Origin of the sequence: Culicoidibacter larvae, from assembly GCF_005771635.1 — a bacterium.
In the GTDB taxonomy this organism is placed as follows: Bacteria; Bacillota_I; Bacilli_A; order Culicoidibacterales; family Culicoidibacteraceae; genus Culicoidibacter; species Culicoidibacter larvae.
Window position 1 is genome coordinate 1 of the sequence record NZ_VBWP01000013.1, and the last position, 15,825, is coordinate 15,825.

At 39.9% G+C, this 15,825-nt stretch carries 19 protein-coding genes; all 19 read left to right on the forward strand.

The features are described from left to right. Nucleotides 1–144 precede the first annotated feature (144 nt). The 19 genes from FEZ08_RS11000 (at nucleotide 145) to FEZ08_RS11085 (ending at nucleotide 15,611) form a co-directional block, all read left to right on the forward strand. On the forward strand, nucleotides 145–378 hold the full coding sequence (locus FEZ08_RS11000; RefSeq protein WP_138192337.1) for a hypothetical protein: 234 nt from the start codon (nucleotides 145–147) through the stop codon (nucleotides 376–378). A 239-nt stretch (nucleotides 379–617) separates the two neighbouring features. Further along, a complete protein-coding gene (gene relB, locus FEZ08_RS11005) occupies nucleotides 618–839 on the forward strand; it encodes a type II toxin-antitoxin system RelB family antitoxin (RefSeq protein ID WP_138192339.1) in 222 nt (73 codons plus the stop codon). Next, on the forward strand, nucleotides 829–1,104 hold the full coding sequence (locus FEZ08_RS11010) for a type II toxin-antitoxin system RelE family toxin (protein ID WP_138192341.1): 276 nt from the start codon (nucleotides 829–831) through the stop codon (nucleotides 1,102–1,104). The genes relB and FEZ08_RS11010 overlap by 11 nt, the downstream gene beginning before the upstream one ends. Before the next feature lie 33 nt (nucleotides 1,105–1,137). Beyond that, complete coding sequence (locus tag FEZ08_RS12240; RefSeq protein ID WP_171015050.1) at nucleotides 1,138–1,353, forward strand: hypothetical protein; 216 nt, start codon at nucleotides 1,138–1,140, stop codon at nucleotides 1,351–1,353. A gap of 17 nt (nucleotides 1,354–1,370) precedes the next feature. Further along, nucleotides 1,371–2,231 (forward strand): hypothetical protein, encoded by an 861-nt coding sequence (locus FEZ08_RS11015; RefSeq protein WP_138192343.1) that lies wholly within the window; start codon nucleotides 1,371–1,373, stop codon nucleotides 2,229–2,231. A 167-nt stretch (nucleotides 2,232–2,398) separates the two neighbouring features. Then, on the forward strand, nucleotides 2,399–4,885 hold the full coding sequence (locus FEZ08_RS11020; RefSeq protein WP_138192345.1) for an MSCRAMM family protein: 2,487 nt from the start codon (nucleotides 2,399–2,401) through the stop codon (nucleotides 4,883–4,885). A 72-nt stretch (nucleotides 4,886–4,957) separates the two neighbouring features. After that, nucleotides 4,958–5,179 (forward strand): hypothetical protein, encoded by a 222-nt coding sequence (locus tag FEZ08_RS11025; protein ID WP_138192347.1) that lies wholly within the window; start codon nucleotides 4,958–4,960, stop codon nucleotides 5,177–5,179. After that, the gene (locus FEZ08_RS11030) at nucleotides 5,176–6,042 is read left to right on the forward strand and encodes a conjugal transfer protein (RefSeq protein ID WP_138192349.1); all 867 of its coding nucleotides are present in this window, start codon (nucleotides 5,176–5,178) and stop codon (nucleotides 6,040–6,042) included. Before FEZ08_RS11025 ends, FEZ08_RS11030 begins: the two co-directional genes overlap by 4 nt. 14 nt (nucleotides 6,043–6,056) lie before the next feature. Beyond that, nucleotides 6,057–6,272, forward strand: a complete 216-nt coding sequence (locus FEZ08_RS11035; RefSeq protein ID WP_138192351.1) for a TcpD family membrane protein — start codon at nucleotides 6,057–6,059, stop codon at nucleotides 6,270–6,272. Beyond that, on the forward strand, nucleotides 6,269–6,661 hold the full coding sequence (locus FEZ08_RS11040) for a TcpE family conjugal transfer membrane protein (RefSeq protein WP_138192352.1): 393 nt from the start codon (nucleotides 6,269–6,271) through the stop codon (nucleotides 6,659–6,661). Before FEZ08_RS11035 ends, FEZ08_RS11040 begins: the two co-directional genes overlap by 4 nt. A 3-nt stretch (nucleotides 6,662–6,664) precedes the next feature. Then, on the forward strand, nucleotides 6,665–9,115 hold the full coding sequence (locus FEZ08_RS11045; protein WP_138192354.1) for an ATP-binding protein: 2,451 nt from the start codon (nucleotides 6,665–6,667) through the stop codon (nucleotides 9,113–9,115). Between the two features lie 3 nt (nucleotides 9,116–9,118). Further along, nucleotides 9,119–10,777 (forward strand): CD3337/EF1877 family mobilome membrane protein, encoded by a 1,659-nt coding sequence (locus FEZ08_RS11050; protein ID WP_138192356.1) that lies wholly within the window; start codon nucleotides 9,119–9,121, stop codon nucleotides 10,775–10,777. Beyond that, on the forward strand, nucleotides 10,774–11,400 hold the full coding sequence (locus FEZ08_RS11055) for a M23 family metallopeptidase (RefSeq protein WP_138192358.1): 627 nt from the start codon (nucleotides 10,774–10,776) through the stop codon (nucleotides 11,398–11,400). The genes FEZ08_RS11050 and FEZ08_RS11055 overlap by 4 nt, the downstream gene beginning before the upstream one ends. Nucleotides 11,401–11,420: 20 nt before the next feature. Further along, entirely contained in the window at nucleotides 11,421–11,804 is a 384-nt protein-coding gene (locus tag FEZ08_RS11060) for a hypothetical protein (protein WP_138192360.1), read from the forward strand. Further along, nucleotides 11,794–12,324, forward strand: a complete 531-nt coding sequence (locus FEZ08_RS11065; RefSeq protein ID WP_138192362.1) for a hypothetical protein — start codon at nucleotides 11,794–11,796, stop codon at nucleotides 12,322–12,324. The genes FEZ08_RS11060 and FEZ08_RS11065 overlap by 11 nt, the downstream gene beginning before the upstream one ends. 11 nt (nucleotides 12,325–12,335) lie before the next feature. Further along, on the forward strand, nucleotides 12,336–13,418 hold the full coding sequence (locus tag FEZ08_RS11070; protein WP_138192364.1) for a hypothetical protein: 1,083 nt from the start codon (nucleotides 12,336–12,338) through the stop codon (nucleotides 13,416–13,418). Between the two features lie 61 nt (nucleotides 13,419–13,479). Beyond that, complete coding sequence (locus FEZ08_RS11075) at nucleotides 13,480–13,674, forward strand: hypothetical protein (RefSeq protein ID WP_138192365.1); 195 nt, start codon at nucleotides 13,480–13,482, stop codon at nucleotides 13,672–13,674. Between the two features lie 10 nt (nucleotides 13,675–13,684). Further along, nucleotides 13,685–13,933, forward strand: a complete 249-nt coding sequence (locus FEZ08_RS11080) for a helix-turn-helix domain-containing protein (RefSeq protein ID WP_242003497.1) — start codon at nucleotides 13,685–13,687, stop codon at nucleotides 13,931–13,933. A gap of 43 nt (nucleotides 13,934–13,976) precedes the next feature. Continuing rightward, nucleotides 13,977–15,611: an ATP-binding protein gene (locus FEZ08_RS11085; protein ID WP_138192369.1), complete on the forward strand. Its 1,635-nt coding sequence runs from the start codon at nucleotides 13,977–13,979 to the stop codon at nucleotides 15,609–15,611. The last annotated feature ends 214 nt before the right edge of the window (nucleotides 15,612–15,825 follow it).

Consider the following 15,825-nt stretch of genomic DNA (forward strand, 5'->3'; position numbering starts at 1 on the left):
TCATATATGCGTAGCAAAGATGAATGTACAGATAAGACAGAAATCATTTTAACAAACTATGAAGTGCAAATGCAGCTAGACCTGGCAATTTGATGCGTAAACAAAAATTGTCCAATATATTTGTGATGAAAGGAATGAATTACAATGAAAATAAAATTAGTATTTTTTTATGAAACAACAGAAGGAATTAATAGGAATGAACCAGCAAAGATTGAAGGAATTGATCATATGACAATTGCAGATCTTGAGGCTCACTTGGAAGGAGGTCTACTCGATATTGTTGTTCGTAGATTGGGTAATCAAGGTGAGTTTGTCCGTCTGATTGATGAAGAAGAGTATTTGTACAGAAAAAGTAAGATTGAAGGTAAATTAAACTAATATGGACATGGCTCTAGAATGCAATGTGATGGGTGATTACCCACAAAATCAAAGTTCGATGCCTTCTAGCGACTCTATAATAAGCTAAGATAGTAATTATTAGGCGATATTCCTCAATTACGTTGAGAAATGACTTTGATCAGAGCATTTATACAATAATAATAAAAATAATTATCCTGGTTGACATTGACTACAATTGTAGTATAATTAAATTATCAAATAATTATGAGGTGATTATTATGGCAGTTGTTAGTGTTAGAATGGATGACAAACAAAAAGAGCTATATAAAAAATATGCAGAGCTTCAAGGGCAAACAATGAGTGACTTTATTAATCAGATTGTTTTCTCATATATTGAGGATGAATACGATGCAGCGCTTGCCGATAAAGCTTACGAAGAGTATCAAAAAGATCCAAAAACGTATTCCCATGAAGAAATGATGAAAAAGTATGGACTCTAAACAATACAAGCTTCGATACACGAAGCAATTTGAGAAGCAATTAAGTAAACTTGATAAGTCAACTGCAACTATTATTGTAAAATGGCTCGACTTACATATCGATGGTACAGATAGTCCGCGGTTGCAAGGAAAGGCATTAAAAGGTAGAGTAGAAGGAACATGGCGCTACCGAGTTGGCCAATACCGGGTTATTGTCAAATTTGTAGATGAAGAGCTACTTATCTTGGCGCTGCAAGTAGCGCACCGAAAAGAAGTATACAGATAAGTGATGAGGATTACTAAAAGAGAGAGGATATTTATGGAAAAGAAATTACGGAACTGGACAAATGCGATGTGTTTAGTTGGTATTACAATATCAATAGTATCAATGTCTATGATATACATACCAGGCTTTACACTGCGATTTATTCAAACTTCGCTTGCTGCAAGTGGCGTTACACTGGCAGTTAGTAGCCTATTATTGAAATTATTTGTTATTGACAACAAACAGAAGTCGATTGAAGAAGAATTTTAAGCGAGGAGTGAGCAGCAATGCAGAAAATTAAAGATATGAAGAAACAAACAAAAATAATTATCGGAGTAGTTGCGGTTGTAGCAATTAGTTTAATCGCTGCCGGCGGTGCATATGGATATAACCAGTTTGCTATCTACACAGCACAACAAGAGTTAAACACACAGTATAAAGCACAAGCACAAATTCTCCAGGATAAACAAGATGAGCTTGCAACGCTCATTGCTGATAATACTAAAACCGTCAATGAATTGGAGTACCTAAATGCTGATGAGAAACAACAAGTTATAGACACCTTGAAAGTTGATGCTCCAATAGTTGTAATTATGACTACTGTTGACACAACGAACTATACAGATGCTGATGTGGCAGAAATGACAGCGCAAATTGATACAGTACAAAAACATTTGGACACTCTTCAAGGTGAAGAATCTCCATTTACAACAAAGCTCGCAGAAACTCAAAAAACAGCATTAACTAATATAGTAAACAGCAAATCTGGTGAACTCCAAAACCAATATAGCGAGGATCATCAAAAACATGTAGCCGAGCAAAAGAAAATTGTTACTGATTTAATTGCAGCTGGCAAATATGATGAAGCATGGTCTAATATGAACATTGTGAGTGAAGCTTATGCGAATGCTGACCAATGGACGAGAAATAATATGCCGGCAACTCCAAGTGGAACTGGTACATATAATGGTGGAACTGTTACTTCAAACGATGATAACGGCACTGGTGGTGGCGGAACTACACAAGGTGGTGGAGGAGCCGGTCCGGTTTGTCGAATTGAAATTCGAGTTAAAACTGAAACAATTACACTACCTAACGGCGAAACAGCAACATCTAACATCGAGTATCCTGTTAAAGTATGTAACTAAAAGGAAATCTAAAAGCACAGTTTTGTGCTTTTTTTATTTGGAGTGATTTTTATGATTTTTAATTGCCGTTCACCGGCTACAATTTAATACAGTTAAATATAAAAGCAGTCATAGGTGTATGGCTGCTTTTTAAATTTTAGAATATCTATTTATAAAGGAGAATAAACATGAAGAAGTTTATCAAAATAACAACTACATTTATTTTTGTAATGTTAGTTGCTACAAGTACAATTCATCCAGTTTTCGCAACAAGTGAAAACAATCAAACCCTAGATAATTCAGTAGAAAATACCTCTACTGAAAACAATGCAAGTACTGAAATAGAGACTATTCAGTCTGATGAAAGCTCAACAAATGAAAATACATCGAATCAGCAATTATATAGTCGTCATGTTACCTATCAAATGGGTGATTATGATATTTTGGTACCATATAATGGAGTAATGACTCATCCAAAAGATATTGAGGGATTTGTTTATAATGATGGGCAATATCCACAATATCCAAAAGGGTGGCTTAATGCTGTGACTGAGAAGCTTAATGCCGACTTGCAAAATAGTCGCTCTAAAGGTATGTTACGATCATCTGTACGTATGTATGAACAAATTGGTTATGTAGATGGTAATGGATATCGTACATTTATCAATCACTTGGAAGTTGATAACGAGACGGCATTTTGTTCACAACGAGCAAAGGATCCAGCATCATATTCAGATAATTACAGCACCCCAACCGCATCACAAAATATAAAAATGAATGATGCATTATATATTGCATTTGAAGATGCCTATGGATTAATGGGAAATTCTGATTTTTCTTATCGATTCGGAATTGCACAAGCAGCTGTATGGAACACAGAAGGAACACTTGAGTACTGGGCAGGAGTAACAATTCATGGATATGGTGACGTGTCTAGTAAATATCGCCAGGTTATTGATAAGATTGAAGCACGTTGGGCTGGTGAACGGAGTCTTGATTTTACGAAAAAACAATTGACTTCAAGTTTTGACCCAATAACTAAAACAATTACAACAGAATCTTTTAAAATTACGGATACCTCTTTTAAAGCAGATGCAACCTTGAGTTTACCAAATGGTTACTATGTAACTAAAGTTGGAGAAAATGTTGCGTTATCAAAAATTTCTAAAGGAAATGAATATGTTATTCGTACAGAAAACTTAGTAGCTAATGAACAAATCAATCTATCAAGTTCGATTACTTTAGATAATCCAAAGGCTAATATTTTTAATCCACCAGTTGGATATGAGGAACTCCAAGCAATGATTGTTTTCAAAATGAATGATCCACGTAATATTACTGCGAACCTAACTGCAGATATTGCACCAGCATACATTGCGGTAGGTGGTTATAAAACGACTGAGGATGCAGAATTTAAGGTATTACCTGGAGTGACTTATGGCTTATACCAAGCCGACGGACGAGAGCTTGATGTAGTTGTTACTGATGAAAACGGTAAATTTTTAACCGGAAAGGTTGCAGCATCACTTTATGGTAGTGGCGCATACTTGCGTGAAATCAAAACGGCCGATGATGCAACTTACGCGTTAGACTATCAAAAGTTTGTTTTACCGGATTTATCAGATCCTGCCGTTGCAGCTAAAATTATTGATGGTGTATATTATGTCAATGAGAATCAAAACATTATCAATGAGTATAATGAAATTGGAGACTTAACGATTGCTAAAGTTGATAGTGTGACTGGTGAGCCGCTGGCGGATGCTCAGTTTGAAGTAACACGTGTCAGTGGTGAGGCTTGTCCAGAAGAAACGCTAACTACTGATAACAACAGTTCGGATAATAATGTTGCAGCATCAGTTGATTGTCAATTTACCCGAGTGTATACAACGGATACTACCGGATATGCGGTTATTCCGGAAACAGATTTAACAAGCTATAAATATGGTGAGTATCAAGTGAAGGAATTAGTAGCGCCAGGCGGATATACGCTAAGTGATGAGATTGTAACGTTCAATATTGATTCGGATCAGAAGATCATTCATATTACGTTTGAGAATGATAAAATTGAAGAACTTGCGGTAACTGGCGAGGGTAATTTTGAAGCACTCGTTGGTGGGTTGGCCTTAATTGCGATTACCGGTGGAGTCATTCTAATTAGTAGAAGCAAGAAAGGCCGTAAAGGTACCGCAACGCTTGCGATTGCTTTATTAATCGGTGCTGGGGTATTTGCAACAAGCGGAACTCAAGTATTTGCGACGACAACCGATAATAATGAAGTTGAAGTCATTCAAGAGGCTGATACTATTCAAGAAGCAAGTGGTATCGCAAAACAATTTGCTAACCGCGCAGCAGGAGATGAAGATTTTATCAACCCACTGGATCCATCGGTAACTGTACCAACTGATCCAATTCCAGAAGTTGCGCCACCTCCGGTTGAGGAGAATATTGTAGCTGAAGGCAACAATAGCGGTGGCGAGTCGACGGGATCTACCGGCAGTGGAAATACATCAACAAGTACGAGTTCAGAAGATGAGCCACTTACTTGGTATGATGGACCATTAACAAATACTGGACAATATACTGTTGTAGGCCTTGTTGTAGGGGCTCTTCTCGCCATTACGGGAGTAATCTACTTTATTCTTAAAAAGAAAGCAAATAAATCGGATCAAGTGTAAACTTGATCCTTTTTTATACTATGAGTTGGAGTAGGAAGCAAGAAACTTAAAAATACACTGGAGGTGAGTAAGATGTATGCCTATAAAAAGGAAAATCAACATCAGATTCAATTAGTGAGTAGTGGCAGTGAAGCAACGCTTCGTCATGCCTTTCGCTATGCATTAGTGATTGAGGAGGTAACGGATCTTGAATATATCCCAAGTGGATATTGTTTCTTATCAAAACGGTTACTACCACAAGAACAAATACTACCTATGAAAAAACAAGGAGGAAAAGGAGTACAAAGTATATGAGTCTATTTAGAAAAAAACAAAGTCAAAAAGATACGCCAAAGCCCAAAAAGAGCGGCTTCAATTTTAAAAAACTTGGCCGCCGGATCGCGCTTACTCTCGTTATTTTGGCACTTGGCTTTTCATTGTATGGTAATTTGCGGATCAATAGTGCGATCCGTTCCATGCAAGAAGCAGGGGAGGCACAAACAACAACGATTGATGCCGGTAGTGAAGTCGTTGGCCGCAATGTGTTGCTATCAATGATGAATGTAGATCCAAATAATTCGGAAATGGTCAAGACCAGACAAACCTTTTTAACCGGTGTTGTTGCACCGGCATATTTGGACGCGTATTTACCGCTGCCAAAGAGTGTGCAACAAGTCACTGAAATTTCAGTGATTAAAACGGATATCTTTGCCGATACCGTGTACCGGGTGACGTATAACGTCAGTTATGATGTCAATGAAGAACATTTCTCAACATATATGGCGCTATTGATCCAGGCGGAGAATTTCAATTATAAAGTTGTTTCAGATCCGCAAGTCATTGGCCAGGGTGAAATGGGAACGCTTTATGAACAGCCATTTAATGACACCTTGAATAGTGATTTAAAAGAAACAGTTAAAAAACATTTAACTGTCTTTTTTGAAGCATACTTTGGACATGATACAAGCGCGCTTGATGTCTTGTCTACGGGAATTAAACCGGCCTATGGCAATTATACTTTCCGTTCACTTGGTACTATTCAAGTTGATGAGAAGGCAGAGAAAATTAAAGTTGTTGTGTATGCTGAAGAACAATCAAGTGGTCAGCAGCTACGCATGACCTATACTTTAGAATACAAAACACAGGAATCAGGAATCCTGATTACCAAAATAGATTAAGGAGGCATATTATTATGCAAATGTTTGATAATTTTATAAATAATATTCGGTATGTACTATCTGGGCTTGTTGGACTGTATGTGGCATGGCACGCTTTTCGTGATTATCGGAAGAAAGATTATGTTGGATTTGTCATTGGTGTGGTTATAGGTGTATTTATCTTATTGCTGCTCATGTGGCCAGAAATTCTAAACCTCTTTTCGGAATTTGGAAAGGCGCTATTCCAATGAGGATTGTACGTGTATATGATTCGGTATGGAAAGTTAAAATTATGGTCTATGCGATTGGGAACATTACCCTTGATCGACCAATCCCACTCTTAGGACTGCTCATATTTATTGTGACATTAGGAATAGAAAGTTTTTTGTTTTTTCAACTTGGCTTATTAAGTCAACTATTAAATATGCCATTGCTAGTGCTTATTTATATATTAATCCCAGTCGGCGCATATATGTATTTACCAAATGCCAACATTGATGGAAAACACATTTTCTTTTTCTTGAAAGATTACATTCGTTTTATGATACGGCCAAAAGTGACTGACGCAAATAAGCGAATCGTTGATGGACCGGTTCACATGGATAATGCTGCCGAAACAATCATCTGGAAGGAGGAGTAACCAATGGAATTTCCAATTAAGGAACTCAGAAATAATATTCTCGTCAATAGTGAAGGTGATGTGTGGTGTTATTACCGCATTGCACCTCAAGATTATGCGTATTTAAGTGAAAATGAAAAGGTTGGGTTTCAACGAAAGCTTGAAACCCTTTTGTATGGGTCATATCAGGCCTATCATTTGTTGCGGATAACCAACACCAAAGACTTAGATACATTTAAACCGCCAATGAATAACAAGAAGCTTTTGCTGGTTGCCGAGTTTGTCTGGGCTAAAATGAAGGAGTTTGCACGCAGCTTTTATCAAGATGGTGTTTTAGAAGAGGGGTTTTATATTGGTGTTCAAATTACACCGGTAGAATCAACTATCAGTGTTATTAAAGATATTTTAAAAGGAGCTGGGAGCTTATTTACTAAAGCGATTCCGGAAATTGATCAAGCGGTGTTGTCTATGGAACGCGAAGTATATAGCTTTTTAAGTAAAATATATAAACCAGATCGACTCAAGCAACGCGAAGTCGGTTATTTAACGAAGCGTAATTACTGGAAAGGGATTCGTTCTGACTTTGATGTTGAGCGCGAAGCGAGTACGTTTTGGTGCAGTGGGCAAGTCAGTTTAGAAAGTCGGTATTTGCGGGTTGCTCAAGATGAAAAAGAAGTGATCCATGCATATTTTGTTGTTTCATCGATGGAGTTTGAAAATAACGGCATGAATTTTGATTATATCTACGCCACACAGGATTTAAGTGTGCCGGTTGATCTCTCGATTCGGATTGAGACCATGACTAATGAAGTGGCACAAAAAGAAGCGGTAGAAAAACGGCGGAGCCTAGAAGGGCAAGCGATGCACCAGGCAGAAGCTGAAGCGTACGTCAATCCGGATTTATCGAAACGAATCAATCAGATGATGGATGTTGAAGATGAGTTTAGAAGCAGTAAAGAAAAGCCGATGTTAAAAGCAAGTATCGTATATGGTGTTGTTGCTGACACAATTGAAGAGATTCAAATTATTGAAAAAGAACTCAAGGAACGTTTGCGCGGGTACCGGATTATTTTGACCCGGCCGATTGCTGATCAAGCAGACTTGATGGCATCATTCATTCCGGGAGCTGCACCGTACATTGCTCCGGACTACATTCGTGTGATGGAGCCGGAAGCAATTAGCAGTGGTGTCTTTGGCGCTACTGATTCAATTGGTTCACATATGGGATTCTTACTCGGTGTTGCCGGTAGTCAGGGACGCTTTGTTTTCTTTGATCCAAGTCAGGGACCAAAAGTAGACCCAGATAATCCAACAGCAACAAGCAGTCCTTCAGTATCAATTACCGGAATACCAGGTAGTGGTAAAAGTGTGACTGCGAACTTAATAGGTATATGGTCAGCAATCTTCTTTGGTAAATCAATCTTTACCGATCCGAAGTTTGATCGCCGGGCTTGGGCCGAAGAGCTTGGCCTCTTTCTGCCACCGGACTTACGCGAACTTTTTATGAGTGAAGTGTATATCCGAGAACTTGGTAAGGGAGAAGATGATGCCGGGATTTTAGACCCGTTTATTACGCAAAACAATCCTGAGCGAGCACGTATGATGGCACTCGAAGTGTTAAGCTACTTGCTTCGTCTTGGAGTTGATGACTTTGGCTATACGATGCTTAGTGAAGCATGTAGCTTTACGCGACACATCGCAAATCCAACCCTGAACAGTATTCCAACCATTTTAAATAATTGGGCGTCATGGCAGTTAAACTACAAACAAGTAACGCCAAATAGTGATGAAATCCAACTCGCGAGTATCTTAGCGCGGCGAATCAGTTCGTGTAAGGACCATGCGATTTCAAATATCTTCTTTGCTAATCCGGAGGATTTGCCGGTGCCGCTCCGCTTTGATTATTCAATCAATGTGGTTGCGGTTAATAAACTGCAGCTGCCGGATGTCAATTTAGATCGCTCCGAATATACTATTGGCCATCAGCTTTCAACCGTAGTATTGATGTGTTTGACAGCAGCCGTTGAGGCATTTATTACTGAGTATCCATCGGAGTTTAAATTCATTGGTAATGATGAGACGTGGGCGATAAGCTCAACACCTCAAGGTCGACGCATGGTGGATAGTTTGCAGCTCTTAGGTCGTTCAATGAATGCGGCCATTTATCCGATTTCGCAGAAGTATGAACATATTCCCAATACTGAGGTGATTGGGGCGAAATTTGCCGGTCTTGCAAGAGGTGAAGAGGCGACCCGGATTATTGAATACTTTGGTTTAGAGCCAAGTGAGTATTTGGAAAGTCAGATTGCCGGCTTTGAACCGGGAGAGATGCTGTTCCAAGATATTTATGAACGGACTGGCACCATGCAAGTCTTGGCTATATTTATTGAGTTGGAGTGGGCTTTGAATACAAGTCCCGATCGACCTGATTTAGATACATATATCGCACGACAAATGGCACGAATGGAGGCGTAGCGTATGAAAGAAATAGGTGACTGGTATAAACATATAGATATGATGCGCCTCGCTCAAAACACGGATACATGGGATATCAGTGGCAATATAGCTTTTATGCTGGCAAACTTCTTCTGGAATCTCTACCGCGCCTTATCAGAATTATGTATTTATGTTATACGGATTGCTTTTGATGTAGACTTTATCAATGCATTTGGCGATAAGATTCAAGAATTCATACAAAAGTTTGTTGGTTATAATGGCAGCTATATGAGTAATGGCTTATTGCCAACATTCCTGGCCTTGATTTTCTTAATTGTGATTGCGGAATTGTTTTACTACTATTCTAAGCGTGATTATTCAGGCATGTTTGTGCAATTGTTTTTAACCATCATCATTTTAGTTGGCAGCTTCTTCTTTTATACCAATATCGGTACAGTCATTAAGACCGCTAATACACTCACTACTGAAATTAGTGGGGTAGTTATAGGGCTCACAACTGATACCAAATATAATGAAGATGGTGAGCCATTATCAATTGGTGAACAAATTGAAATTGCGGCCAAAGAAGAACTACTCTTCAAGCCCTGGTTACATTTGAACTTTGGAGTGACCGATATTGAAGCCTTGAATGAAGCGAATCAGCAGGATCAAACTAAACTGACTGGAGCGGCGAGGGTCAAACTCTTCTTAGAAACTGAGGGTGATCTGTCAAAATTGGCAGATACGGAAGTCACTCAATACAAAAATAAATCTATGAGTCGCGATCATAACCCGTGGGGGAGAACGGCTGATACATTATTACTGTTTATTACCTCAATACCAAGTGGTGCGGTGTTCATAATGATCGGGATTGTCGTATTTACATCGAAGGTGATGATTGTTGTCTTTATTCTTATCTTGCCAGTTCCACTAACGTTAGCGCTCATACCATCCAAGCGGATGGGTCTTATCACGTATTTGAATAAGATACTGGGTAATCAAATTGAAATTATCTCAATGGGTTTAGTTGTTGCGGTGCTGCTTTTTACGAGCGGCATTTTAAAAAGTGCGATTGCGACGATGCCGGATATGACCTTTGCGAAGAGTCAGTTATTAGTGACCATCATCTACTGTCTGTTTTGGTGGAAGCGCAATGAGTTCTTTGGACCGGCGATGGTCTTAGGTGGCAAGATTAAAACCAAATATAATGAAGCGGTTCAATATGCAAGAGCCCATCGGCAAGATAAGTTCTATAAGAACAGCAACAATAATACAAATGGCCCGAATAATAAGCCGGAGCCGAAGGATCCACCCAATAAACCACCAAGTAAGCAGAAAGGTATGACGCTTTCTAAAACGCCGAGTAGAGCTGAATTTAGAAAGAATAAAGGTAAACTTGTCGGCGGAGCAGCTGCATCGGCGAAGAATACTGTTCAAGCAGGTAAGGCGAAAGCAAAAGCCGCAACTAGTGCGGCGAGCGCTGCCACAAATAAAAAGAACAGCAACAAGACGGATAAACCTAGAAAGCCAAGAACCTTGCCACCAATGGCTAAGGTAACACCAAAAGAAGATATCCGACCACGTAGTGTGGTGACCGAAAGTTTATTATCAAAACCAACTCCCGCCAAACCGTTGTATTACACCGAGAATGGTGGTACAGATAAAAAATATGTCAATAACAAAAAAGGTGATCAGTCATGAGTGAACGTTCAGAATATAAACAAGCCGCTGCAAAGAAGGCAACAAATAAAGTAGTAAAAAAAGCTGCTTTTGGTTGTTTAGGGAGTATGCTAAGTTTGCCGGTGCTGCTTGTCATCTTAATTGTGGTGATTGCTGCCGCCGCTTTTTCTGGCGGCAACAGTGATACACCAGATGGCAGCGATGTTGTTGCCAGTCAATCGGGGTTTATCCAGCCGATTGGTGGCGTGATGACTGAACGATATGGAAACGTTGAAAATCCCTTTGGACCGGGCGGGCGCTTTCATGCTGGCATGGATATTGGGTGTAATAAAGATGATCCAATTAGAGCTGCTGCTGATGGCGTGGTTGATCGTGCCGATAGTGGTGGTTTTTATAATGGTGGCTGGGGTAATTATATTATCATCGGCCATAGTAATAATCTAAAGACCGGGTATGCTCATCTTAATACAGTGGGAGTTACTTTAGGACAGCAGGTGAAACAAGGCCAGGTCATTGGCTATTGTGGGACAACCGGTGCCAGCACGGCACCACATTTACATGTAGAAGTGTACGCAAACGGAACTCGGATTGACCCGGAACCATATTTTCCGAAGTATGAACGCAGTTCAATTGTGAGTCCGTGATGATGAAAGGAGCATTATGCATGGAGTATCGATACATAAATTTAACTGATCATGATATACGTATTGCTGATGGTGTTACGGATGTTGTCATTCCACCATCTGGAATGATTGCCAGGATAAAAAGTAAAGAACGCCGGCTCATTGGTATTGATGCCGGTATTAAACAGTATTTACTTGGTGGTCGGCAGATAGAACATCTGCCGGCGCCGGCTCCTGGAACAATATACATCGTCTCAAAAGTAGTTCTAGCGGCATTAAATGGCCGCAGGAAAGATGTTTATGCACCGGAGCGTGTGAAGCGCAAGGATGGCCAAGTGATTAGTGCGCAAGGACTGGTGCGGTTTGAACGTGTCAAAAAACAAGGTATGCCAATCGCAGGAGGTGAGCACTATTATGACAAATAAAAAAGTGTTTGTGTTTGTATTACTTTTGCTTTGTGCCTCAATGCTTGCGAATGTATACCTAGTCATGACCAGGGGTGTTGATCCTGGAGAACTCAGTGATCGAACGGTGTTACAAGAACAAGTCAATGCACTGCAGCAACAACTTGACGAAAAAAATGCAGCCACAACAACTAGTGAAGCAATTCAGCTTCGTGATGGAATTGCGGCTGCCAAAGATTTTGTATATGCCTATTATGGCTATTCTAATTATGAAGAGCATCAGGAACGATTGAAACGGATTAGTAATATGAGTCCAAATGTAGCAGAACGAATTCATGCGGAACTCGCGTTACCAGATGTTGGTGTGAGCGAACTCAATATTATTCGCGCAAGCGCCGAACCACTTAGTGAGATAAAGCTGCGTGTCTATATTCAAATCCATTTCCTGATGGATTCACCAGTTCCGGTTGTGAGCGAAGCGTGGGTTGATGTTACGTATGATGGCAGCATTTGGCAGATTGCCGATTTTGGACTGAGTTAGGAGGAATATGTATGAATGATGCAAATGAAGAACTAAAAGATATTATCCGAAGTATTGGAGCTTTTTGGATCATCCTTATTCCGGCGGCGTTATTTGGTATCTGGTGGTTCTTACCAGAGGATACAAAAATACAAGTAGCTGAACAAGTACCGGTTGGCACAATTGCTTCAATTCTTGAAACATTGATCTATGGACTAGTTGTTCTTTTAATAGTCGGCATTGTGGTTTTAGTTATCCGGGCAATCATTATTGGAGTATTTGAAAAAAGACGGATGTGCTATTTTTTATGGTTGCCTCATGCTGATGATACTGTAAGTCTATCGAGTCTTACGGCGATTACTAAAGATCTATACGCACAAAAACGTGTATGGTATGAGCGATTATTAAAAGGTAAGGAACAATTTATCTTGATTATTCATAATGATACCGATAACCGAGTTCGCTTTTATGTTGGTATGCCGCGCGATCGTCGACGAAATGTATTAACGAGTCTGCGCGGGCTCTATCGGCTTTCAGAATTTTACGAAGCAGAGCCGGCAAACATTTATCCGAGTGTTAAAACCTACAAGCGGCAGCTGCACACCAATCGATTAACGAGCTTGCAGCGCAAGTTTGAGTTTGACCCAGTAGGAGCGCTGATTGATAAGATGGAAGATGATTCATGGATTGAAATCCGGGTGACACCGGATAAGAGCGGCACGTTAGAACGTGCAGTGAAACTTGAAGATAAGAAACAGAAGTTCGATCAGAAACAAGCGCGTAAGACACAAAATGAATCGGGCCAGGTTGATGGTGTTTCAATGGATGATGCCAGACGCCTTGTCCGGCGACTCCGGCCTGCAGCTGGAGACGTTGAAATGGTGTTCGATGTTGTTATTCAAGTTGAAAGCACACGGAAACTAGTGGCCACAGATCTTGGGATGACAATCACATCACTCACGCAACATAGTGCGAATAGTTTAAAAATAATGCGAACACCTTGGTATCAACATGTGATCACAGAGGCACCATTTTTGATTGGTAAATCGTTTAAAATGACGACCAGTGAATTGGCTGCCTTTTTTCATTTGCCGGATATTGATGAAAATGAATAAGGATAAATGAGACGTTAAAACGTTGTGTTAAATATATCTTAGACTGATGGAGGTGAGAAAAATGGGATATCCTATAAAGATTTTTCGAGCATTGTGGCCAGAATCAAGAATTGCCGGACTTGTCGCAATCGCGCACTCAGAAAGTGAATATATTGAATATGAAGAAAAGTTTAATGGTATTACTGAAATAACTGACTGGAGTCAAGTTGAATCATTGCCGCAATATGCAAAGTTTTGTTATAAAGGGGTGGAGTAAAGTGCCAAAAATGTGCTTAACAAATCTTGAAATAGCAGTATTCTTTGAATTGTTGAACAATAATCAGTTACACAATGAAGAACTGGCAGAAAGAACGGGTAAAAAGAAACGGAGTATTGATACGGCGGTTGCTAACCTCTACAAATACGGACTAATCAAAGATACCTATAATTACCGACGCGGACGTGATAGAATCATTCGGATTATTGGTGTTGTTGATTATACAAGCGGTGCCATAGAAGCAGCGTTTTTAGAGTAATGAGTGCTAAATACGATGTAATTAAAAAAGGAGTGATTCCTATATGGAATTAAATAATACGAAACGCAAGGACCGGATTATCCATTTAATGAAGGGGCAGGGGATGATTCCAAACTACCTATTAAATAGCGGTATTAGTTTTGGAGTCTTGTATCATCCGGTTGTTGTCGATCGTGAGTTACTGATTGATGAGAATGTCTTAACGACCCATGTCTATGTTGAAGGAATCACCGGGAGCGGTAAAACCAGTCTTGTGTATGTGGTGCAGGATGGTATTTTCATCAAAAAACTAGACAATCCAAACGCAACCGGATCGATGTATATAGATCCATTAACCAATGGTGCGAATGGATTAATTACCAGGGTGCTGCATGCCGCAAAGGCAAAAGGACTCAAAGCAACGGATTTGGACTATTTCCATTATATGAAGTTTGCGGATGATGTGCCACTTGGTTATAAAGCGGATCATATACCTGGGCTTAATTTACTTTATTATGAGCCGGGTGATGATCTGCAGGAGCTGATTGATTCAACAATGAGCATTATTGATACCGCGATTCCAACCTCACCAGGTGGAGCAGTGCGGATGGAAAAATTCCTAAAAAATACATTCGGCTTGTTGCTGCTGGATAATAGACTGCGAAGTGAAGAGGGCGATTTACAACATACTATTCTTGATGCCGCAAAAGCAATTAAGAGTAAGGCTTTTAGAAGAGGTATTCTTGAACGAATAGAACCACTGGGACTAGATGCCAAACCATTTATTGACTTCTGGGCAGAGTATGAAGGGACTGATATTAAACCGGAGACACTGGACGCGATTGAAACCCGGTTGAATATTTTTGCGGTCAGTCCGGTGTTACGCCGGGTATTCGGCCAGGCTTCAATGATTCCATTGACGAAGTGGCTTGATGAAGGGCACATTGTGTATGTTGATCTTGGGCGCTTATCAGAGACCGCGAAGAAACTCATCAGCTGCAGTTTAACTGAGCGTTGTTACCGGGCAGGTAAGAATAAGCGTAAAAATAAAAACTTATACATTCTGATGATTGATGAAGTGGCTCAAGCACAGGTGCCATGCATTCCTGATATTACGATGGACGGCCGGCAATTTGGATTGGGACTCTTTCCACTAAATCAATATCATACCCAGCTCAATGATAAGATTCGCGTCGCATTACTCAATAATACCGGCACCCAGTGCTTTGGAAAATTAAGTGGATCGGTTGCGAAAGAAGCCAGCAATGCCAGTGGTAACCGGTTTAGTGCAGCACAACTTGAAGCGATGCCGACCAGTGTTTTTGGATTGGTGACCCAAGTTAAAATGAATGGTGAAATGGTTAAAATGAATACCATGCTGAAAAGCCCGCCACCATACATTTATACCAAGCAAGGCAAAATTGCCGACTACAAAAATGAGCTTGAAATGCGCCAAGCGCGTATCGATGCCTTTATTGCGATCAAACCACTCATCGAGCGAGACTTTCAATCGGTAGCAGAAATTGACGCTCAGATTAAAGCGTCATTCGGTATGGTTGATGAGAGTAAATTAGATGGTGATGGCATTGCGATGATGCAACAAGAAGCGCGGATAGAGGCCCATAATCAAGTCATGAATTTTGATATGATTGAAGCTGCGAAGAGTGCTGGATTAGCAGTTGTTCCAGACTTTAATTAATGACTCAAAATTGAGTGTAAAAACGACTGGGAAATTGATTGATTAGGTCTTTGAAGTAGTCATTTAAATTCTAAAATCGAAATCAATGTGATAATCAACTAGTTTGTCGGCGTAAACCCTTATGGAATATAGGTTCATGAAATTGACTTTTTCGCAGATATCTCCGTATTGAGGCCTGTTTTTAAGGCTCTAATTTTGAATACCATATTCAACT